General features: G+C 68.7%; 10 protein-coding genes. 8 read left to right on the forward strand and 2 right to left on the reverse strand.

Annotated elements, in window-relative coordinates:
• The first annotated feature begins 263 nt into the window (after positions 1-263).
• On the forward strand, positions 264-1985 hold the full coding sequence (gene mqo / locus AC3WMR_RS19610; RefSeq protein ID WP_492264710.1) for a malate dehydrogenase (quinone): 1722 nt from the start codon (positions 264-266) through the stop codon (positions 1983-1985).
• Positions 1986-2073: 88 nt separating this feature from the next.
• On the opposite strand, the gene ligD is transcribed toward mqo, so the two are convergent.
• Positions 2074-4629, reverse strand: coding sequence for a DNA ligase D (gene ligD, locus AC3WMR_RS19615; RefSeq protein ID WP_492264709.1), 2556 nt, complete (start codon positions 4627-4629; stop codon positions 2074-2076).
• Between the two features lie 2 nt (positions 4630-4631).
• Positions 4632-5612, reverse strand: a complete 981-nt coding sequence (gene ku / locus AC3WMR_RS19620; RefSeq protein WP_492264708.1) for a non-homologous end joining protein Ku — start codon at positions 5610-5612, stop codon at positions 4632-4634.
• A 354-nt stretch (positions 5613-5966) separates the two neighbouring features.
• Between ku and AC3WMR_RS19625 the strand changes: the two genes are divergently transcribed.
• The 7 genes from AC3WMR_RS19625 to glgB all read left to right on the forward strand — a co-directional run bounded on the left by AC3WMR_RS19625 (position 5967) and on the right by glgB (position 19274).
• On the forward strand, positions 5967-6737 hold the full coding sequence (locus AC3WMR_RS19625) for an endonuclease/exonuclease/phosphatase family protein (protein ID WP_492264707.1): 771 nt from the start codon (positions 5967-5969) through the stop codon (positions 6735-6737).
• Complete coding sequence (gene clsB / locus AC3WMR_RS19630; RefSeq protein ID WP_492264706.1) at positions 6734-7936, forward strand: cardiolipin synthase ClsB; 1203 nt, start codon at positions 6734-6736, stop codon at positions 7934-7936. Before AC3WMR_RS19625 ends, clsB begins: the two co-directional genes overlap by 4 nt.
• A complete protein-coding gene (locus AC3WMR_RS19635; protein ID WP_492264705.1) occupies positions 7933-8970 on the forward strand; it encodes a lysylphosphatidylglycerol synthase domain-containing protein in 1038 nt (345 codons plus the stop codon). The genes clsB and AC3WMR_RS19635 overlap by 4 nt, the downstream gene beginning before the upstream one ends.
• A 159-nt stretch (positions 8971-9129) precedes the next feature.
• A complete protein-coding gene (glgA, locus tag AC3WMR_RS19640; protein WP_492264704.1) occupies positions 9130-10704 on the forward strand; it encodes a glycogen synthase GlgA in 1575 nt (524 codons plus the stop codon).
• Between the two features lie 11 nt (positions 10705-10715).
• The gene (locus AC3WMR_RS19645) at positions 10716-13946 is read left to right on the forward strand and encodes an alpha-1,4-glucan--maltose-1-phosphate maltosyltransferase (RefSeq protein WP_492264703.1); all 3231 of its coding nucleotides are present in this window, start codon (positions 10716-10718) and stop codon (positions 13944-13946) included.
• Positions 13939-17319 (forward strand): maltose alpha-D-glucosyltransferase, encoded by a 3381-nt coding sequence (gene treS, locus AC3WMR_RS19650; RefSeq protein ID WP_492264702.1) that lies wholly within the window; start codon positions 13939-13941, stop codon positions 17317-17319. Before AC3WMR_RS19645 ends, treS begins: the two co-directional genes overlap by 8 nt.
• The gene (gene glgB / locus AC3WMR_RS19655) at positions 17316-19274 is read left to right on the forward strand and encodes a 1,4-alpha-glucan branching protein GlgB (RefSeq protein WP_492264701.1); all 1959 of its coding nucleotides are present in this window, start codon (positions 17316-17318) and stop codon (positions 19272-19274) included. Before treS ends, glgB begins: the two co-directional genes overlap by 4 nt.
• Positions 19275-19276 lie beyond the last annotated feature (2 nt).

Genomic DNA, 19276 nt, shown 5'->3' on the forward strand with positions numbered 1-19276 from the left:
GCTTTATCGGGGTATTCCCCTATACGGAACGAGAATCGTCTAGTCTCTGGTCAGCCTGCCCTGATTCCAAGCTGCAGCGACACCCTACGCCGGCCCGGTCGGCGTTTGATCCACTTTTGCCCGATTGCCTGATCCCGGCGCATGTTCCCAGACGCCCGGGCGGCCTTTCGCGTGCTTGACCGCCACGGAGGTGCCCACCCCTGTCTACCTGTAAGTCCCCATAAGAAAAAAATAATCCTTTGAACCAAAAAGGTCTCTAACCCATGAGAAAGTTCCTCAAAATCGTGGGCAGCCTGGCTGCATTGCTGGTCATTGCGGCGGCGCTGTTTCTTTATTGGCCGCTGCACCAGCGGTCAGTCCCGGCAGCCGAGAACGACAAGCCGGTCGACGCCGTGCTCGTCGGCGGCGGCATCATGAGCGTGACGCTGGCCACCTATCTGCAGGAATTGCAGCCGGACTGGCACGTCGAGCTCTTCGAACGCCTGGACGGCGTGGCACTGGAAAGCTCCAATGGCTGGAACAATGCGGGTACCGGCCACTCGGGCTTTGCCGAACTGAACTACACCCCCGAAATGCCCGATGGCTCGGTCGACATCAAGCGCGCCATCAACATTGCCGAGCAGTTCGAGATCTCGCGCCAGTTCTGGGCGCATCAGGTCAAGGCCGGCCGCCTGGGCCAGCCCTCGGACTTCATCAATCCCACGGGCCACATGAGCTTCGTGTGGGGCGATGACCGCATCGAATACCTGCGCAAGCGCCGCGACGCGCTGGTCAAGAGCCCGCTGTTCTACGGCATGCAATATTCCACCGACGCCGCCCAGATCAAGCAATGGGCGCCGCTGTTGATGGAGGGCCGCGACCCCAATCAGAAGGTTGCCGCCACCTACATGCCGCTGGGCACCGACGTGAACTTCGGCGTCATCACCAACCAGCTCACCCAGGGCCTGCAGCGCAACCCCAACTTCAAGCTGCAGCTGCAGCATGAAGTCACCGCCCTGCGCCAGAACGACGACAAGACCTGGAACGTCACGGTCAAGGACCTGAAGACCAACCAGGAACGCACCACCAAGGCGCGCTTTGTCTTCATCGGCGCCGGCGGCGCATCGCTGAAGGTGCTGCAGATGTCGGGCATCCCCGAATCGAAGCACTACGCCGGCTTCCCGGTGGGCGGCCAGTTCCTGGCGTTTGACGCGTCGTCCATCGCCGGACGCCACGACGTCAAGGCCTACGGCATGGCCGACACGGATTCCCCGCCGATGTCGGTGCCCCACCTGGACGCGCGCAAGCTCGACGGCAAGCCGGTGGTGCTGTTCGGCCCGTTCGCGCTGGCCACGACCAAGTTCCTGAAGGAAGGCTCGGCGTTCGACCTGTTCTCGTCGGTGAACCACAACAACGTCACCAGCATGGTCGACGTCGGGCTGGAAAACCTGGACCTGGTGAAGTACCTGGTCAACCAGGCCCGCCTGACCGACGAAGACCGTCACGCCCAGTTGCTGAAGTATTTCCCGCAGGCCAAGCGTGAAGACTGGCGCCTGGTGACGGCCGGCGAACGCGTGCAGGTCATCAAGCGCGATCCGGAAAAGGGTCCGATCCTGCAGTTCGGTACCGAAGTGGTGACCGACAAGGACAACACCATCGCCGCGCTGCTGGGTGCTTCGCCCGGCGCATCGACCTCGCCCCCCATCATGCTGAACCTGTTGGCCAAAGCCTTCCCGCAGCAGATGGAAGCCGGCTGGAAGACGCGCCTGAAGGAGATCATCCCGTCGTATGGCCAGAAACTGAATGACAGCCCCGCGCTGACCAACCAGATTCGCGCCATGACCAGCCAGACGCTGCACCTGCCGTACGTGGAAGTGCCAGTGACGGACAGCGCCGCGGCCAATGCGGCCGCGCCGGCGGTGAACCCGCCCGAAGCGCCCAAGCCGGCCGCGCCGGCCGCCGCGCAGCCGGCCCGCAACGCCAACACCGAGATGCAGGCCCTGTAAGCCGACAGGCACTGTTTCCCTGGAAAGCCTCGGGGGGAAGCCGGCATGCGCCGGCTTCCCCCCGATTTCTTTGCAGCGACGGCGCCGGTCAGGTGGCGCCCGGCTTGAACCCCATGGCCTTCATGGCCGCCCCCAGCGCCTGTGGCCGGTAGTCGTCCCAGGGCGTATCGCCAACGTCCAGCCGGGTGTGGATGTTGGCGACCGTCCATTTATCGCTGGCGGGTACATCGCCCAGCTCGTCCCAGGCCAGCGGCACGGACACGCCCATGCCCGGCCGCGCGCGGGCCGACCAGGCCGCCACCGTGGTCGCGCCGAAGCCATTGCGCAGGTAGTCGGCAAAGATCTTGCCGACGCGATTCTTCGGACCGCTCTTGGCCACGAACAGCTGGGGCAGCGTCTTGGCCAGATGCTGCACGACGGCCTGCGAAAACGCCTTGACCGTGTCCCAGTCGTACTGTCGGCGCAGCGGCACGACGATGTGCAGGCCCTTGCCGCCGCTGGTCTTGAGCCAGCTTTGCAGGCCGATCTCATCCAGCATCACGTGCAGCAGGTGGGTGGCGCGCTGCACCGATTTCCAGGACACGCCTTCGCCCGGGTCCAGATCGAACAGCATGCGGTCCGGCTTGTCGATGGCCGTCTTGACCGCGTTCCAGGTATGGAATTCGACCACGTTCATCTGCACGGCCGACAGCACCGCCTGCGTGGTGGGCACTTCCACCAGCGGCGCATGGCCGGGGTCCAGCGATTGGGGCAGCGCACGCACGCCGGGCATCGGCGCTTCCAGGTGTTTCTGGAAGAACCGTTCGCCTTCGATGCCGTCCGGGGCGCGCAGGAAAGACACCGGGCGCGCCTTCAGGTGGCGCAGCAACAGCGGCGCGACCAGCGCGTAGTAGCGCGCCAGGTCCAGTTTGGTCAGGCCGGTGGACGCGTCGATGACGCGTTCGGGATGGGTCAGCTTGCCGGCCGTGCGATCGGTTTTCACAGCGGTTGCGCTCACGGGGGTCTCCTTGGTGATGGCGCGCGCCGGTTTGTCCTCGCGCAGGCCCTGAAAGACCGGATGCCGCACATGGCCCGCACCGGTCCATTCGCTGAACGACACTTCGGCCACGAGCTGGGGCTTGACCCAATGCGTATCGCGGCCGCTGCCCGGCACGTGGGCGGCGGGCCTGGCGGTTTCCAGCCGGGCCAGGCGCGGTTGCAGCGCGGCCAGGCCCGGGTCGTCGAAACCCGTGCCGACCTTGCCGGCGTAGACCAAGGCCCCGTCGTCGCCGTGATAGGCCAGCAACAAGGCGCCCAGTCCGACGCGCGCCCCCTTGGGGTCGGTGTAGCCGATGACGATGAATTCCTGCCGGCGGGCGCACTTCAGTTTGATCCAGCTATCGCTGCGCCGCGAGACATACGTCGATGACAGGCGCTTGGCGATGATGCCTTCCAGGCCCATCTTGCAGGCCGATGCCACCAGGTCCGCCGGCGCGGCATCGAACGCTACGCTGAAGCGCAAGGCATCGTCATCGACCGCGTCCATCACTTGCGCCAGCAAGCCGCGGCGCACGCGCAGCGGCTCCTGGCGCAGGTCGCGGCCTGCCACGTACGGCAGGTCGAACGCGTAGAACACGATACCGCCGGTGCGTTCGCCGTCGAAGGCATTTTGCAGCGCCTGGAAGCTGGGCGCGTCGTTATCGGCCAGCATCACGATTTCGCCGTCTATCCAGGCGTTCTGCACGGGCAGCCGGCCGAAGGCCTGCACCAGGTGCGGCAGCCTGGGGCCCCAGTCGTGGCCATTGCGGGTGTACAGCTTGACGTCGCCATCGTCGACGCGGGCCAGCAGCCGGTAGCCGTCGAACTTCATTTCGTACAACCAGTCGGGGGCTGCGTCCGGCACGCCTTCGACCAAGGTGGCCAGCTGGGGCTTGAGCGTCTTGGGGCAATCGGCCGCCTCGCCAGGCAGGCGGGGCACGGTGGCTGATGCGCGCTTCGATGCAGGCCCGGACCGTGGCGTTGCTGTCGACGTCGACGCAGGCTTGGACTTCGGCGTTGATTTTGACGCCGACCCAGGCTTGGACTTCGACCCGGTTTTTCCCTGCGCCTTGCGCAGCGGCACCACGCTGTCGGGCTGTTCGTCCACGACGCTGAACGCGTCGGCATCGCGCGCATAGTCATCCCGGTCTTTCACCAGCAGCCACGGCGGCTGCTTGTCCGAGCCCTTGCCCTTCATGCGGATCAAGGCCCAGCGCCCGCGCAGCTTCACGCCGTGCAGATCGAACTTGAGATGCCCGCGCCGGTAGCCATCTGCCGGGTCGCCTACCGGCGCCCAGGTGCCCTCGTCCCAGATGATGACCTTGCCCGCGCCGTACTGGCCCTTGGGAATCTGGCCTTCGAACTGGTTGTAGGCGATGGGGTGGTCTTCGACCTGCACCGCCATGCGCTTGACGGCAGGGTCAAAGCTGGGGCCCTTGGGCACGGCCCAGCTTTTCATGGCGCCATCCAGTTCCAGCCGAAAATCGTAGTGCAGGTGGCTGGCCCAGTGCTTCTGGATGACAAAGGTGCGCGCCGCCTCGTTCGCCTCGCCGCCTTCCGCGGGTTCCGCGGTGACGTCGAAATTGCGCTTGGCGCGGTACTTGGCCAGGGTGTCGGTGCCCGCCATCGTCAAGCCGCCTTGCGCGTCCTGGACGCGGATTTCGCGGCGGACTTCGTCGCCGTCTTGGCGGCCGGCTTGGCGGTGGGCTTGGATGCGGTCTTGGCCGCCGTTTTACGCGTCGCGGTCTTCGCGGACTTGGGCGCCGCCTTCCGGGCCGATTTTGCCGGTGCGTCCTGCGTCGACTTGCCGCCCGACTTCCCCTTCAGGCTGCGCTGCAGCAGCTCCGTCAGGTCGATCACGTTATCCGCATAGGCTGGCGATTCTTCCTGCGGCTCGATCACGGTTTCCGTCTTGCCGGCCTTCACCTTCTTGGCCACCAGCCCCATCACCGCGGACTTGAACTCGTCCTTGTACTGCTCGGGGTCCCAGACGCCGGACATGTCGTCCACCAGCATCCGTGCCATCTTCAATTCGCTGGCGTTGGGCGTGGTGGTCTTGGCGCCGACCTTGGGCAGGTCCAGCTCGTCGGTGGACTTGACGTCGTCGCCCCAGCGCATCAGGTTCAGCACCAGCGCATCGCCCAGCGGAATCAGCGCGGCCAGGTGCTGCTTGGTCTGGATGACCACCTTGGCGATGCCGATCTTGCCCGACTTGGCCAAGGTGTCGCGCAGCAAGGCATACACCTTCTGCCCCTTGTTGATCGGCGCCACGTAGTAGGGCCGTTCCAGGTACACGAACGACACGTCGGCCGCGTCGACGAACTGCTGGATCTCGATGGTCTGGGTCGTGCGAGGATAGGCGTCCGCGATCTCGTCGGGCGAGATCACGACATACTGGCCGTCTTCGTACTCCACGCCCTTGACGATGTTGTCCTTGTCGATTTCCTTGCCGGTGCGCTTGTTGATGCGCTTGTAGCCGACCGGGTCCATCGACCGCTTGTCCAGCCAGTCGAAGTCCACGCCGGATTCGGTGGTGGCTGTGTGCAGACCAACCGGAATATGCACCAGCCCGAACGAAATCGCCCCTTTCCAGATGGTTCGTGTCGCCATGATGCCGCTCCTTTGCCTGGTTGGAAGTGCTGCCTCGCGCAGCACATAGCTTACTGCCAGGCCACTATCGAGGCTGCCTGGGCTGCGGCTATTTCGGCCGCGCATTGCGCAGGCCGCGCTCCGCCGAGCCCCGCTCGCCCGTCCTCAGCCGCGGCAGGCAAGCGAACCTTGCCTGCGCGACGTTGCGTACCGCTTGCTGCACGGCAACGTCGCGGTCCAGCTCGTCGTGGCGGGTCGCGCCGGGTTGGCGGGGGTATCCGTCCCCCACCGACGTGCAGCAAATCCCGTTCCCGGCGTCCTGCCCGGCGGGAACGGCAATTGCTTGTCTGCGCGGGTCCTGCCCCCGGAGCCCCCATGTCCCTGCCCACCGATCCGCCTCGAACGACCTTGACGGTGCTGACCGTCAATACCCATAAGGGCTTCACCAGTTTCAATCGGCGCTTCATGCTGCATGAACTGCGCGATGCGCTGCGCACGGCCGCGCCGGACCTGGTGTTCCTGCAGGAAGTGGTCGGCGAACACCAGGGCATGGCTGCGCGCCACGCCCAGCACTGGCCGCCGGCGTCGCAGTACGAATTCCTGGCCGACACGCTGTGGCGCGATTTTGCGTATGGGCGCAATGCCGTGTACCCGGCGGGCCATCATGGCAACGCCGTGCTGTCACGCTACCCGATCGCGCGTTTCATGAACCACGACGTCAGCGTGGGCCGGCACGAAAGCCGCGGGTTGCTGCACTGCGTGCTGCAGGTGCCCGGCCATGCCCAGGACGTACATGCCATCTGCGTGCACCTGGGCCTGCTCGAACGCCATCGCGGACAGCAACTGCGCAGCCTGTGCCGCCTGGTCGATCGCGAGGTGCCGGCGGGCGAACCGCTGCTGATCGCGGGGGATTTCAACGACTGGCGCCTGCGCGCCGACCGCGTGATGCGCGGCTGCGGCACGCGCGAGGTGTACACCTCGCGTGCAGGCCGCCCCGCGCGCACCTTTCCCGCGCGTTGGCCGGTGCTGCGCCTGGACCGCATCTACGTGCGCGACGTGCATGATTGGCAGCCGGTGCCGCTGGCGCCCCGCGTGTGGTCGAGGTTGTCGGACCATGTGCCGATTTCCGCGGAGATCTCGCTATGACGGCCCCGCCCCTGGGTTGGCGCAGCGGCAACCGCTACACCCTGCTTGAGAACGGCGAAGCGTATTTTCCGGCCGTGCACGCCGCGGTCGAGGCCGCCCACCGCGAAGTGCTGATCGAGACCTTCATCCTGTTCGACGACAAGGTCGGCCAGGCGCTGCAGCAGACCTTGATCGCCGCGGCTGCGCGCGGGGTCAGCGTCGACCTGCTGCTGGATGGCTATGGGTCGGATGGCCTGCCGCCGGCATTCCTGGCCGCGCTGACCGGCGCCGGCGTACGGGTGCACCTGTTCGACCCGCGTCCGCGGCTGCTGGGGGTGCGCACCAACGTGTTTCGCCGCATGCACCGCAAGATCGTCGCGGTGGACGGGGCCTGCGCCTTCATCGGCGGCATCAACTTTTCGGCGGACCACCTGCCGGACTACGGCCCTGAAGCCAAGCAGGATTACGCCCTGCGCGTGGAAGGCCCGCTGGCCGCCGACATGGCGGACTATGCCCGCGCCGCACTCAACGCCATGCGGCCGCGCCGCCTGCGCCGGGCGCGCGTCGAGCCCACCCCCGGCGACGACGGCGGCGGGCGGCTGGTGGTGCGCGACAACCTGGGTCATCCCACCGACATCGAGCGCTACTATCGTGCGGGCCTGCGGTCGGCGCGGCAGGACGTGCTGATCGCCAATGCCTACTTTTTTCCCGGTTACCGCCTGCTGCGCGACCTGGCCAACGCCGCGCGACGCGGCGTGCGGGTGCGGCTGCTGCTGCAGGGCGAACCGGACATGCTGGTGGCCCAGTTGGCGGCCAGCATGCTGTACGACTACCTGATCGACGCGGGCGTGCAGATATTCGAATACTGCAAGCGCCCCTTGCACGCCAAGGTAGCCTGCGTGGACGACGACTGGTCCACGGTGGGCTCGAGCAACCTGGATCCCCTGAGCCTGGCGCTGAATCTGGAGGCCAATGTGGTAGCGCGCGACACGGGCCTGAACGCCGCCTTGCGCGCCAGCCTGGAACGCCTGATCGCTGAAGACTGCCGGCCGGTGCAACGGGACCCGCCCTCGCGGCGGCGGCTGCGCCGGCTGTGGGTGGGCGTCGTGGTGTTTCATTTCCTGCGGCGCTTTCCCGCCTGGGCGGGGGCGCTGCCCGCGCACAAGCCGCGCCTGCGCACCATCATCGACGGCAGCCCCGGCGAAGGCGAGGCCGCATGAGCCTGTACCGTTCCCGCCTGTTCCGATCGCCTTTGATGCGCGCCGCCCGGCGCCGCTGGCCGCGCATCAAGAAGATCCTGCCCTGGGTGGTGCTGGCGCTGGCGCTGGGCCTGTTGGCGTATTTCGCCCGCTCGGTCGACTGGCCGCAGGTCTGGCAGTCGGTACGGCGCATTCCGCGCGACACGGTGCTGCTGGCGATGGCCCTGGTGGCGCCGGCCTACCTGACCTATGCGTCCCTGGACCTGCTGGGACGGCGCTATACCGGCCATACGCTGCCCCGCGCCAAGGTGCTGGGCGTGGCCATGCTGAGCTACGCGCTGAACCTGAACCTGGGTGTGCTGGTCGGCGGCCTGGGCGCGCGCCTGCGCCTGTACAGCCGCCTGGGATGCCGCAAGGCCGTGGCCACGCGGGTGGCGTTGTTTGCGGCAGTATCGAACTGGGTGGGCTATGGCTGGGTGGCGGGGCTGGTGTTCGCCAGCGGCGCGGTGACCTTGCCGCCGGGCTGGGAAATCGGCGGCGGCGTGCTGCGCGGGGTGGGCATGGCGCTCTTGGCCACGGCCGCCACGTACGTCTGGATCTGCGCGCGCGCCACGCGCCGGTCCGCCACCTGGCTGGGCCAGCGTGTCACGCTGCCTCGCGGCCGCATGGCCGCGCTGCAAAGCGTCACCGCGGCGCTGTCGTGGATGTTGATGGGCGCCATCATGTATGTGCTGTTGCAGGGCAAAGTGAGCTATCCCGCGGTACTGGGCATTTTGCTGTGCACCAGCTTCGCCGCGGTGGTGACGCGCGTGCCTGGCGGCCTGGGCACGACCGAAGCCATCTTCGTGGCGGTGCTGTCGCCCCGGCTGCCTGCCGCCGACGTGCTGGGCGCGGCGCTCAGCTATCGCGCCCTGTATGCCTTCGGCCCTCTCTGCCTGGCCGTGCTGGCGTTCGGCGCGGTCGAGGCGCGGCTGGGTTGGCGCAAGCGCCACGCCGCGCAAGCGTCCCCGACGCTCGCCGCGCCGGGGCGCAGCTCGCCAGGCGTGGGTTCCTGACGCGCGGCGGTTACAAACTTCGGCAACAACGACACCCGGCCCGTGCCACCCCCGCGGCATTGCCGCAGTGCAGCGGCCCCGGGCACGCCTCTTGCGTCAAGGCAGGTCTTGCGGACATGACCCCGATTGCCGGGCGCTCCGCATCCCCCCGGAGCAAGCATGGCGACAACAAAGATCCTTATCGTGGCGGCCGAGGCGTTTCCCTTGGCCAAGACCGGCGGCCTGGGCGATGCCATCACCGGCATGGCGCGCGCACTGACCCAAGCGCAATCCCCACCCACCCTGCTGCTGCCCGCCTATCGCGGCGTGGCGCAGCGCCTGGCGCACGCCCGGCCCGTGGCGACCCTGGCAGGCCTGCCCGGCGGCGACGCCCGGCTGCTGGCCGGCAACTGCCCGCAGTCCGGCCTTTCCTTCCTGTTGCTGGAAAACGATGCGCTGTATGACCGCGCAGGCCTCTACCAGGACGAGCATGGCAATGAACACGCGGACAATGGCCTGCGCTACGCCGCGCTGGCGCATGCGGCCGTGCGCATTGCCCAGGGCCTGCCCGGCATACCGTGCCCCGACGTGGTGCATGCCCACGACTGGCATGCCGCACTGACGCCCATGCTGTTGCGGGCCGCGGGCGTGCACGCGGTCAAGAGCGTGCTGACCATCCACAACCTGGCCTTCCAGGGACAAATGCCGGTCGACGATGCCGAGCGCCTGGGCATCCCTGCCGCCTATCGCGGCGAGTCCGGCGCGCTGGCCTGGGGCCGGTTGAATTTCATGAAGGCAGGCATCCGCTACGCCGACCGTGTCACCACCGTCAGCCACTGCTATGCCCGCGAAATCCTGACGCCGCAGTTCGGCTGCGGTCTGGAAGCCGCGCTGCGCGAACGCGACCGCGCGGGCGACCTGCTGGCCATTCCCAACGGCATCGATGCCGAGCTCTGGGACCCGGCCCGCGATCATCATCTGGGCCCGCTGCGCTACACGCCGGGCGACCTGGCCAACAAGCGGCTGTGCAAGGCCGCCGCGCAGCATGAATTCGCCTTGGACGAAGATCCCGACGCCGCCCTGATGATCCTGTGCAGCCGGCTGACGGGCCAGAAAATGGCCGACGTCGCCGCGCAGGCCCTGCCCCAGGCGCTGGATGCACACCCCGCATTGCAGGTGGCGGTACTGGGCCAGGGCGAACGACCACTGGAAGCCGCGTTGCAGGACCTGGCGGCGCGCTATCCACGGCGCTGCGCCGTGCGTATCGGCTATGACGAAGCGGGCGCCCACCGGCTGCATGCCGGCGGCGACATCCTGCTGCACGGCAGCCGCTTCGAGCCCTTCGGCCTGACGCCGCTGTATGCCATGCGCTACGGCACCCTGCCCATCGGTTCGCGGGTGGGCGGCATGGTCGATACGATCGAGGATCCCGGCCCTGAACTGCCGCTGGCCGCGATGGCCACGGCGACCGGCGTGCTGTTCGACGGCACCACCCCGGCCGACATGGCCGCGGCAATCTCGCGCGCGCTGCACCTGCGCCAGCACGGGACGCTGTGGCGGGCCATGCAGCGCAACGCGATGACCACGGATTTCAGCTGGCGCCCGGCGGTTGCCGCGTACCAGGCGCTATTTCGCGCCCTGGCGCCCGCCGGTTCGCAGACCGTGGCCACGGCCGTGTCCCAGCCGGATACCGAGGTGCGGCGGCAGCGGCAGGTGCGTCAGGCATCCGGCGCCTCGTCGCCCGTGCCGCAGTGAGGCGAAGCATCATGGCTATCTCGCCCACCCCGTCCCAGGCCCAGGCCGGCCCGCGCATTTTCTATGCGCGCGCCGGCTTGCCGGCCGCAGCGACGGCGGGCGACAACGCGCGGGACCTGTTGCTGGCCGGCCTGCGGCGCGATGGCTTCACTGCCGTGTTGGTGCCCGTGCCCTGGTTGCGCGCGCCCCATGCGCATTCCCTGGCGCCAAGGGATGCGGACCTGGCGCCGCTCTGCGGCGGCGGCGTCCACCCGCTGACCGAACGGTTGACGCGCGATGCCCAGGCCGCCGCCGAGCAGGGCTTGTCGCTGCTGCTGCGGCTGGAACTGCAACGGGTCGCGCAGGACGCGGTGGACAGCACGGCGCCCCCTGCCTGGTATCACGCGCCGGTTGACGACCCCGCCCGCGACCCGCGGCTGCCGTTGGCCGAACATGGCGTGCGGCAGTTGCAGCACCCGCCCCCCGCGGCATTCGTCGATGCCTGGGCGGCGCGGCTGCTAGGCTGGACGCAAGCCGGCGTGGCCGGCTACGTGGTGCAAGCGCCGCCGTTTCTCGATCCACGGACCTGGCGTGCCTTGTTCGCGCCGTCGCGTCAGGCCCGCCGCGACCTGTGCTGCCTGGCCTGGACGCCGGGCCTGACGCCGCAGGCGCTGGACGGCCTGCGCGGCGCCGGCTTCGATGGCGTGTTTTCATCGTTGCCCTGGTGGGACTACCGGGCATCGTGGCTGGCCGATGAACTGCAACGCCTGCGCGCCATCGCGCCCGTCATTGCCCCCACGTGCGACCTCGATGGCCGCGCGCCAGCCCCCGCCACGCCCGATGCGCGCCGCGCCTGGACCGCCGCGATCAGCGGCGCGGGCTGGCTGGCCGGCGACGCCGACCGCGCCGTCGGCGCCGATCACGTCAATGCCTGGATGCGCGATACGCCGGCCGAAGGCTCCCCCGCCATCGTCGTCGGCCGCGATGGCGGCGCCACGTTGATCGTGCGCGCCAATGGCCACGGCAACACACCGGACGGCACCTCGTTGCTGGCGCTGAACCCCGACGCCGCCACGCCCGCGCGGCTGGACTGGGACCTGGCGACAGGCCTCCTGCCCCCCGGCGAGATCCTGCCCCAGGAAAATGCGCCGCCGGACGACACGCTGCCGCCCGCCGCCTGCGCCCGCTACGACATCTACCCCGCCATGCCGGTGCGCACCCCGCCCCGCGTGGCCGCCAACGTGCGCACGGATGGCGGCGCGACGGCGCGCGTGGCGATTGAACAGGTCACGCCCACCGTCGACGGCGGCGCCTATGCGGTCAAGCGCCGCGTGCAGGAAGCGATCACGGTACAGGCCGACATCTTCATGGACGGCCACGACCGGCTGGCGGCCGAACTGCGTTGGCGCGCCGATGACGAATCGGCCTGGCGCCGGGTGCCGCTTGCGGCCGCCGGCAACGACCGCTGGCAGGCCAGCTTCCGCCCCGGACGGATCGGGCCGCATGTGTTTCAGATCGCGGCGTGGTTCGACGCCTGGGCGACCTTCCGCCACGAATTGCAGGTCAAGCGCCAGGCCGGCGCGGCGCTGCGGCTGGAGGTGCAAGAGGGCTTGCGGTTGCTGCGCGACGCGGCCCCGGGCGCCGGCCGCGGCCTGCCCCGCAGCCCCCGCCGCGACGTGCCGCCCGCCACGCCCGACGACGCCCCCATCGTCCTGGCCATCGATACGCTTGCCAGCGCAGACGCGAATGCCGAGCCCGATGCACGCACGCTCGACCTGCTGCTCGGCGACGACTTGGCCACGGCCATGCGCGCCCACGACAGCCGCCCGTTCGAATCCCTGTCGGCCGTCTACCCCGTCTGGGTCGACCGCCCGCAGGCCACGCACGCCGCCTGGTACGAACTGTTTCCCCGCTCGCAGGCCGCCGAGCCCGGGCGGCATGGCACCTTCGACGACGTCATCCTGCGCCTGCCCGACATCCGCGAGATGGGCTTTGACGTGCTGTACCTGCCGCCGATCCATCCCATCGGCCTGGCCAACCGCAAGGGCCGCAACAACCGCCTGCGGGCCGAGCCGGACGACGTCGGCAGCCCCTATGCGATCGGCTCGGCCGCGGGCGGGCATGACGCCATCGAACCCAGGCTGGGCACCCTGGAAGACTTTCTGCGGCTGGTCGAGGCCGCCGCCGAACACGGCCTGGAACTGGCGCTGGATTTCGCGATCCAGTGCTCGCCCGACCACCCCTGGCTGGCGCAGCACCCGGACTGGTTTTCGTGGCGGCCCGACGGCTCGCTGCGCTACGCCGAAAACCCGCCCAAGAAATACGAAGACATCGTCAACGTGGCGTTCTACGGCGGTCCGCCCAAGCGCGCCCGCAAGCTGGGCCTGTGGCGCGCCCTGCGCGACATCTTGCTGTTCTGGGCCGAGCACGGCGTACGCATCTTCCGCGTGGACAACCCCCATACCAAGCCGCTGCCCTTCTGGCAGTGGCTGATCGCCGAAGTGCATGCGCGTCATCCGGATGTGCTGTTCCTGTCCGAAGCCTTCACCCGGCCCAAGATGATGTATCGCCTGGCCAAGATCGGCTTCACGCAGTCATACACCTACTTCACCTGGCGCAACGACAAGGCCGAGCTGCAAGCCTACCTGCAGGAAATCTCGCAGCCGCCGGCCGCGGATTTCTTTCGCCCGAATTTCTTCGTCAACACCCCCGACATCAACCCGCTGTTCCTGCAGACCTCGGGACGTCCCGGCTTCCTGATCCGCGCGGCGCTGGCCGCATTGGGCTCGGGCCTGTGGGGCATCTACAGCGGCTTCGAGCTGTGCGAGGCCGCGCCCGTGCCCGGTAAAGAGGAATACCTGGATTCCGAGAAATACGAACTGCGCCAGCGCGACTGGCGCCAGCCCGGCAACATCCGCGCCGATATCGCCCGCCTGAACCAACTGCGCCGCGCCCACCCTGCCTTGCAGAGCCACCACGGCCTGACGCTGGCGGCCAGCGGCAACGACCGGGTGATCGCCTTCGCCAAGGCCACGCCCGGCAATGGCGACGTGATCCTGGCCGCGATCAGCCTGGACCCCTTCCATGCCCAGACCGCCTGGCTGGAGCCGCCCTTCGGCCTGTTCGGCGCACCCTGGCCCGACCACCTGGCAGCCGAAGACCTGCTGGCAGGTTCCCGCGACACGTGGCACGCCAACGCCCGTCCGGTCGCGCTGTCGCCCGATCAACCCTATTGCATCTGGCGGCTGTCGCGTCATGGCTGACGCCGCCAGGGAGCCCGCCCCCATGATCCACGAAACCCAGACCCCGCAGGACGACGGCCTTTGGTACAAGGACGCGGTCATCTACCAGCTGCACGTGAAATCGTTCTTCGATTCCAACGACGACGGCGTGGGGGACCTGCCCGGCTTGATCTCCAAGCTGGACTACATCGCGAACCTGGGTGTGGACACCATCTGGCTGCTGCCCTTTTACCCGTCGCCGCGCCGCGACGACGGCTACGACATCGCTGATTACCGCGGCGTGCACCCGGACTACGGCACCGTGGCCGACGTGCGCAGGCTGATCCGCGCGGCGCATGCGCGGGGCCTGCGCATCATCACCGAACTGGTCGTGAACCACACGTCCGACCAGCACCCGTGGTTTCAGCGGGCGCGCGCGGCGCGTCCGGGATCCGCCGCCCGCAATTTCTATGTCTGGTCCGACAGCGACAAGGCCTACGCCGGCACCCGCGTCATTTTCTGCGACACCGAAACGTCCAACTGGACCTGGGACCCGGTCGCCAACGCCTATTTCTGGCACCGCTTCTATTCCCACCAGCCCGACCTGAACTACGACAATCCGCAGGTATTGAAAGAAGTGCTGTCCGTGATGCGGCATTGGCTGGACATGGGCGTGGACGGCCTGCGGCTGGATGCGGTGCCGTACCTGGTCGAACGCGAAGGCACCAACAACGAGAACCTGCCCGAGACCCACCAGGTGCTCAAGCAGATCCGCGCCGTCATCGAAGCCGAGTACCCGGGCCGCCTGCTGCTGGCCGAAGCCAACCAATGGCCCGAAGACGCGCAGGAATACTTCGGCACCGGCGACGAATGCCATATGTCGTTCCACTTTCCGCTGATGCCGCGCATGTACATGGCGATTGCGCAGGAAGACCGCTTCCCCATCACCGACATCATCCGCCAGACGCCGGACATTCCCGCCACCTGCCAATGGGCGATTTTCCTGCGCAACCACGATGAATTGACGCTGGAAATGGTCACCAGCCGCGAGCGCGACTATCTCTGGAGCGTCTACGCCGCCGATCCGCGCGCCCGCATCAACCTGGGCATCCGCCGCCGCCTGGCGCCGCTGCTCGAACGCGACCGGCGCCGCGTCGAGCTGATGAACAGCCTGCTGCTGTCGATGCCCGGCACGCCGGTGCTGTACTACGGCGACGAACTGGGCATGGGCGACAACGTGCACCTGGGTGATCGCGACGGCGTGCGCACCCCGATGCAATGGTCGCCCGACCGCAACGGCGGCTTTTCCCGCGCCGACCCCGAACGCCTGCCCTTGCCCGTGCTGATGGGGCCGCTGTACGGCTACGAGGCCGTCAACGTCGAGGCCCAGCAGCGCGACCCGCATTCGCTGTTGAACTGGACTCGCCGCATGCTGGCCCAGCGGCGCCAGACGCACGCCTTCGGCCGCGGCACGTTGCGCTTCATCCAGGCCGGCAACCGCAAGATCCTGGCCTATCTGCGGCAATGGCGCGACACCTCCATCCTGTGCGTGGCCAACCTGTCCAACGCCGCGCAGCCGGTCGAGCTGCCCTTGCAGGACTTCAAGGAACGCGTGCCGGTCGAGATGCTGGGCGGCACGCCGTTTCCCGCCATCGGCGAGCTGCCTTATCTGCTGACGCTGCCGCCTTACGGCTTTTACTGGATGGACCTGAGCGCCGACGCCGCACCGCCGGGCTGGCACGCCGGTGGCCCGGCGCAGATGCCGGAGCTGGTGACGCTGGTGCTGCGCGGACATGCCAACGCCATGCTGACCGACGCGTCGCGCGCCGCGCTGGAAACCGAGGTGCTGCCGCAATACCTGGCGCGCCAGCGCTGGTTTCCCGGCGCGCGCGTGCTGCCGCGGGTACGCCTGGCCTACGCCACGCCGTTCGGCAGGGAAGGCGGCGAGGAATACTACTGGGCCGAGGCCGAGCCGGCCGATGGCGCCCCCGGCCTGCGAGTGCAGGTGCCGTTTGCGCTGGTGTGGGACGAGGCCGCGCAGGTGCAGTACCCGATCGCGCGAGTGCGCCGCGGCCCCGAAGTCGGCATGCTCGCCGACGCGTTCCTGCAACCCGGCTTCGTGCACGGCATCGTGCAGGCCTTGCAGGCGGGCCGCGAATGGGATGGCCGCCAGGGCGGCAAGCCGGGCGACAAGCCCGGCGTGGTGCGCGGCCTGGCCGAACCCGGTCTGGCCGCCCTGGACCTGGGGCCGCAAGCTCCGCTGCAATGGGTCACCGGCGAACAGTCCAACAGTTCAGTCATCGTGGGCGGCCAGGCCATCCTGAAACTGCTGCGCAATGCCCACCCCGGCCTGTCGGCCGAGGTCGAGATGACCCGCCACCTGACGCGCGCCGGCTACGCCAACATTCCCGCCTTGCTGGGCGAGGTGCAGCGGGTGGACGCGGACGGTGTGCCTTGCACGTTGGCCGTGTTGCACGCCTATATCGCCAACGAGGGCGATGCCTGGCGCTGGACGCTGGACTACCTGAAGCGCACGCTGGCCAGCGCGCTGCTGGGCGGCGACAGCCCGCAGGAATTCGAGGCCAGCCTGGAAGGCTATGCCGTCATGGCCGCCACCATCGGCCGGCGCGTGGCACAGTTGCACGACGCCCTGGCCCGCCCCAGCGACGACCCCGCGTTCACGCCCGCCATCGCCTCGCAGGCCGACGCCGATGCGCTGGCCGAGCGCGTCATCGCCCAGGTCGATGACGCCATCCAGGCGCTGCACGCCCGGCATGACGCGCTGGAAGACGCGTCGCGCGCCTGCGCCGAATGGCTGTACGCGCACCGCGACCGCCTGGTGGCGCAGGTTCAGCGCCTGGCGCAGGCGTTGACCGGCACGGCGCTGATCCGGGTGCATGGCGACCTGCACCTGGGCCAGGTGCTGGTCGCGCAGACCGACGCCTACCTGATCGATTTCGAGGGCGAGCCCGACCACCCGCTGGAGCAACGCCGCCAGCGGGCGTCTCCCTACAAAGACGTGGCGGGCATGCTGCGCTCGTTCGACTACGCAGCGGCCGCCATCGCCCGCAGCGATCCGCTGGGTGGCGCGCAGACCGATGCCAATGCCGCGCCCGTGACGGACGGCGCCGCCCTGACCGGGTCGCCGGCCCAATTGCGCGACACGCTGCTGGCGCGCTTTCGCGCGCGCGCCACCGAAGCCTTCCTGCAAGGCTACGAAGAGGCCGGCGCGCCGGCATCGCAGGCGTCGGCCGCGCTCTTGCCGCTGGCGCAGCTGGAAAAGGCCGCCTATGAAATCGGCTACGAGGCGGGCCACCGGCCCGACTGGATCTCCATTCCGCTGTGCGCGCTGGCAAGCCAGGCGCAGGCGCTGGTGCAGAACGCCGCCATCGACGCCGAGGACGCCTCATCATGAATTCCCCCAACGCTCCCGCTCGCGCCGACCCGGCCCCTGCCTTCGACGCGCAAACCGTGGACACGCAGGTCTTGCCGTCTCCACTCCCCGACGAGGCATTGCACGCGTTGGCCGCGGGGGACTGGCGCGCGGCGTTGCAATGGCTGGGCGCGCGGCCGGACACGATCGATGGCGTTGCCGGTCTGCGCTGCGCGGTGTGGGCGCCAAACGCCCGCGGCGTCGCCGTGGTCGGAGACTTCAATGGCTGGGACAGCCGCCGCCACGGCATGCACAAGCACGACCCAGCCGGCGTGTGGGACCTGTTCATCCCGGATGTCGGCCCGGGTGCGCTGTACAAATTCGCCGTCACCGACGCGACGGGCGCGATCCGCCTGCGGGCCGATCCGATGGCGCGCCGCAGCGAATTGCCGCCCGCCACCGCGTCGGTGGTGGACGATCCCGCCGCCTATCCCTGGACCGACGACGCCTGGATGCAGGCGCGCGGCGCGCGCCATGCGCCCACCGCCCCCATCAGCATCTATGAAGTCCATGCCGGCTCGTGGCTGGCCCGCGATGGCAGCGCCTGCGTGTGGGACCAGCTGGCCGACAAGCTGCCCGCCTACGCCGCGTCCATGGGTTTCAGCCACGTCGAACTCATGCCGATCATGGAACACCCCTTCGGCGGTTCGTGGGGCTACCAACCGCTGGGGCTGTTTGCTCCCAGCTCACGGCTGGGGCCGCCCGCGGCCTTTGCGCATTTCGTCGACCGCTGCCACGCCGCCGGCGTAGGCGTCATCCTGGACTGGGTGCCGGCCCACTTTCCCGATGATGCCCACGGCCTGGTGCGCTTTGACGGCACGGCCCTGTACGAATACGACGACCCGCGCGAAGGCTATCACCCCGACTGGCACACCCAGGTCTACAACCTGGGCCGCACCGAGGTGCGCGCCTTCATGATCGCCAGCGCCCTGCACTGGCTGCAACGCTTTCACATCGACGGCCTGCGCGTGGACGCGGTGGCTTCGATGCTGTATCGCGACTACAGCCGCAAACCCGGCGAATGGCTCCCCAACCGCCATGGCGGCCGCGAGAACCTGGAAGCCGTCGACTTCCTGAAGGCGCTGAACGACACGGTGCGCGCCGAGGTACCCGACGCCCTGATGATCGCGGAGGAATCCACCGCCTGGCCCGGCGTCACCGCGCCCGTGGCGGACGGCGGCCTGGGCTTTCACTACAAGTGGAACATGGGCTGGATGCACGACACGCTGCGCTACCTGAGCGAAGACCCGGTGCATCGCAAGTATCACCACGCCGAGCTGACCTTCAGCATGGTCTACGCCTATGCCGAACGCTACGTGCTGCCGCTGTCGCATGACGAAGTGGTCCACGGCAAGGGCTCGCTGTTGCAGAAGATGCCGGGCGACGCCACGGCGCGCCACGCCGGCCTGCGCGCCTACCTGGGCTACATGTGGGCCCACCCCGGCAAGAAGCTGCTGTTCATGGGCAGCGAGCTGGCCCAGGCCGCCGAATGGGACCACGACAGCCCCATCGACTGGAACCAGCTGGACGACCCCGCCCGCAAGGGCATGCAACGGCTGGTCGGCGACCTGAACCGCCTTTACCGCGACCTGCCGGCGCTGCATGCGCGCGATGCCGACCCCGCCGGCTTTGCCTGGGTGGTGCTGGACGATGCCGACAACAGCGTCGTGGCGTTCCTGCGCACCGACGGCGCCACCACGCTGCTGGCTGTCAGCAATTTCACGCCGGTGACGCGGCCGGGCTATCGCGTCGGCGTGCCCCTGCCCGGCCGCTGGGCCGAAGTCCTGAACACCGATGCGGGCAGCTACGGCGGCGCCGGCAGCGGCAACCTGGGCCAGGCCGCCACCGACAGCCAGGCGGCGCATGGCCACGCGCAATCGCTGGCGCTGACGCTGCCCGGCCTGTCCACCCTGTACTTCACGCACCAAGGCGAATGATC

Source organism: Achromobacter sp. FW305-C-28 (genome assembly GCF_058783235.1).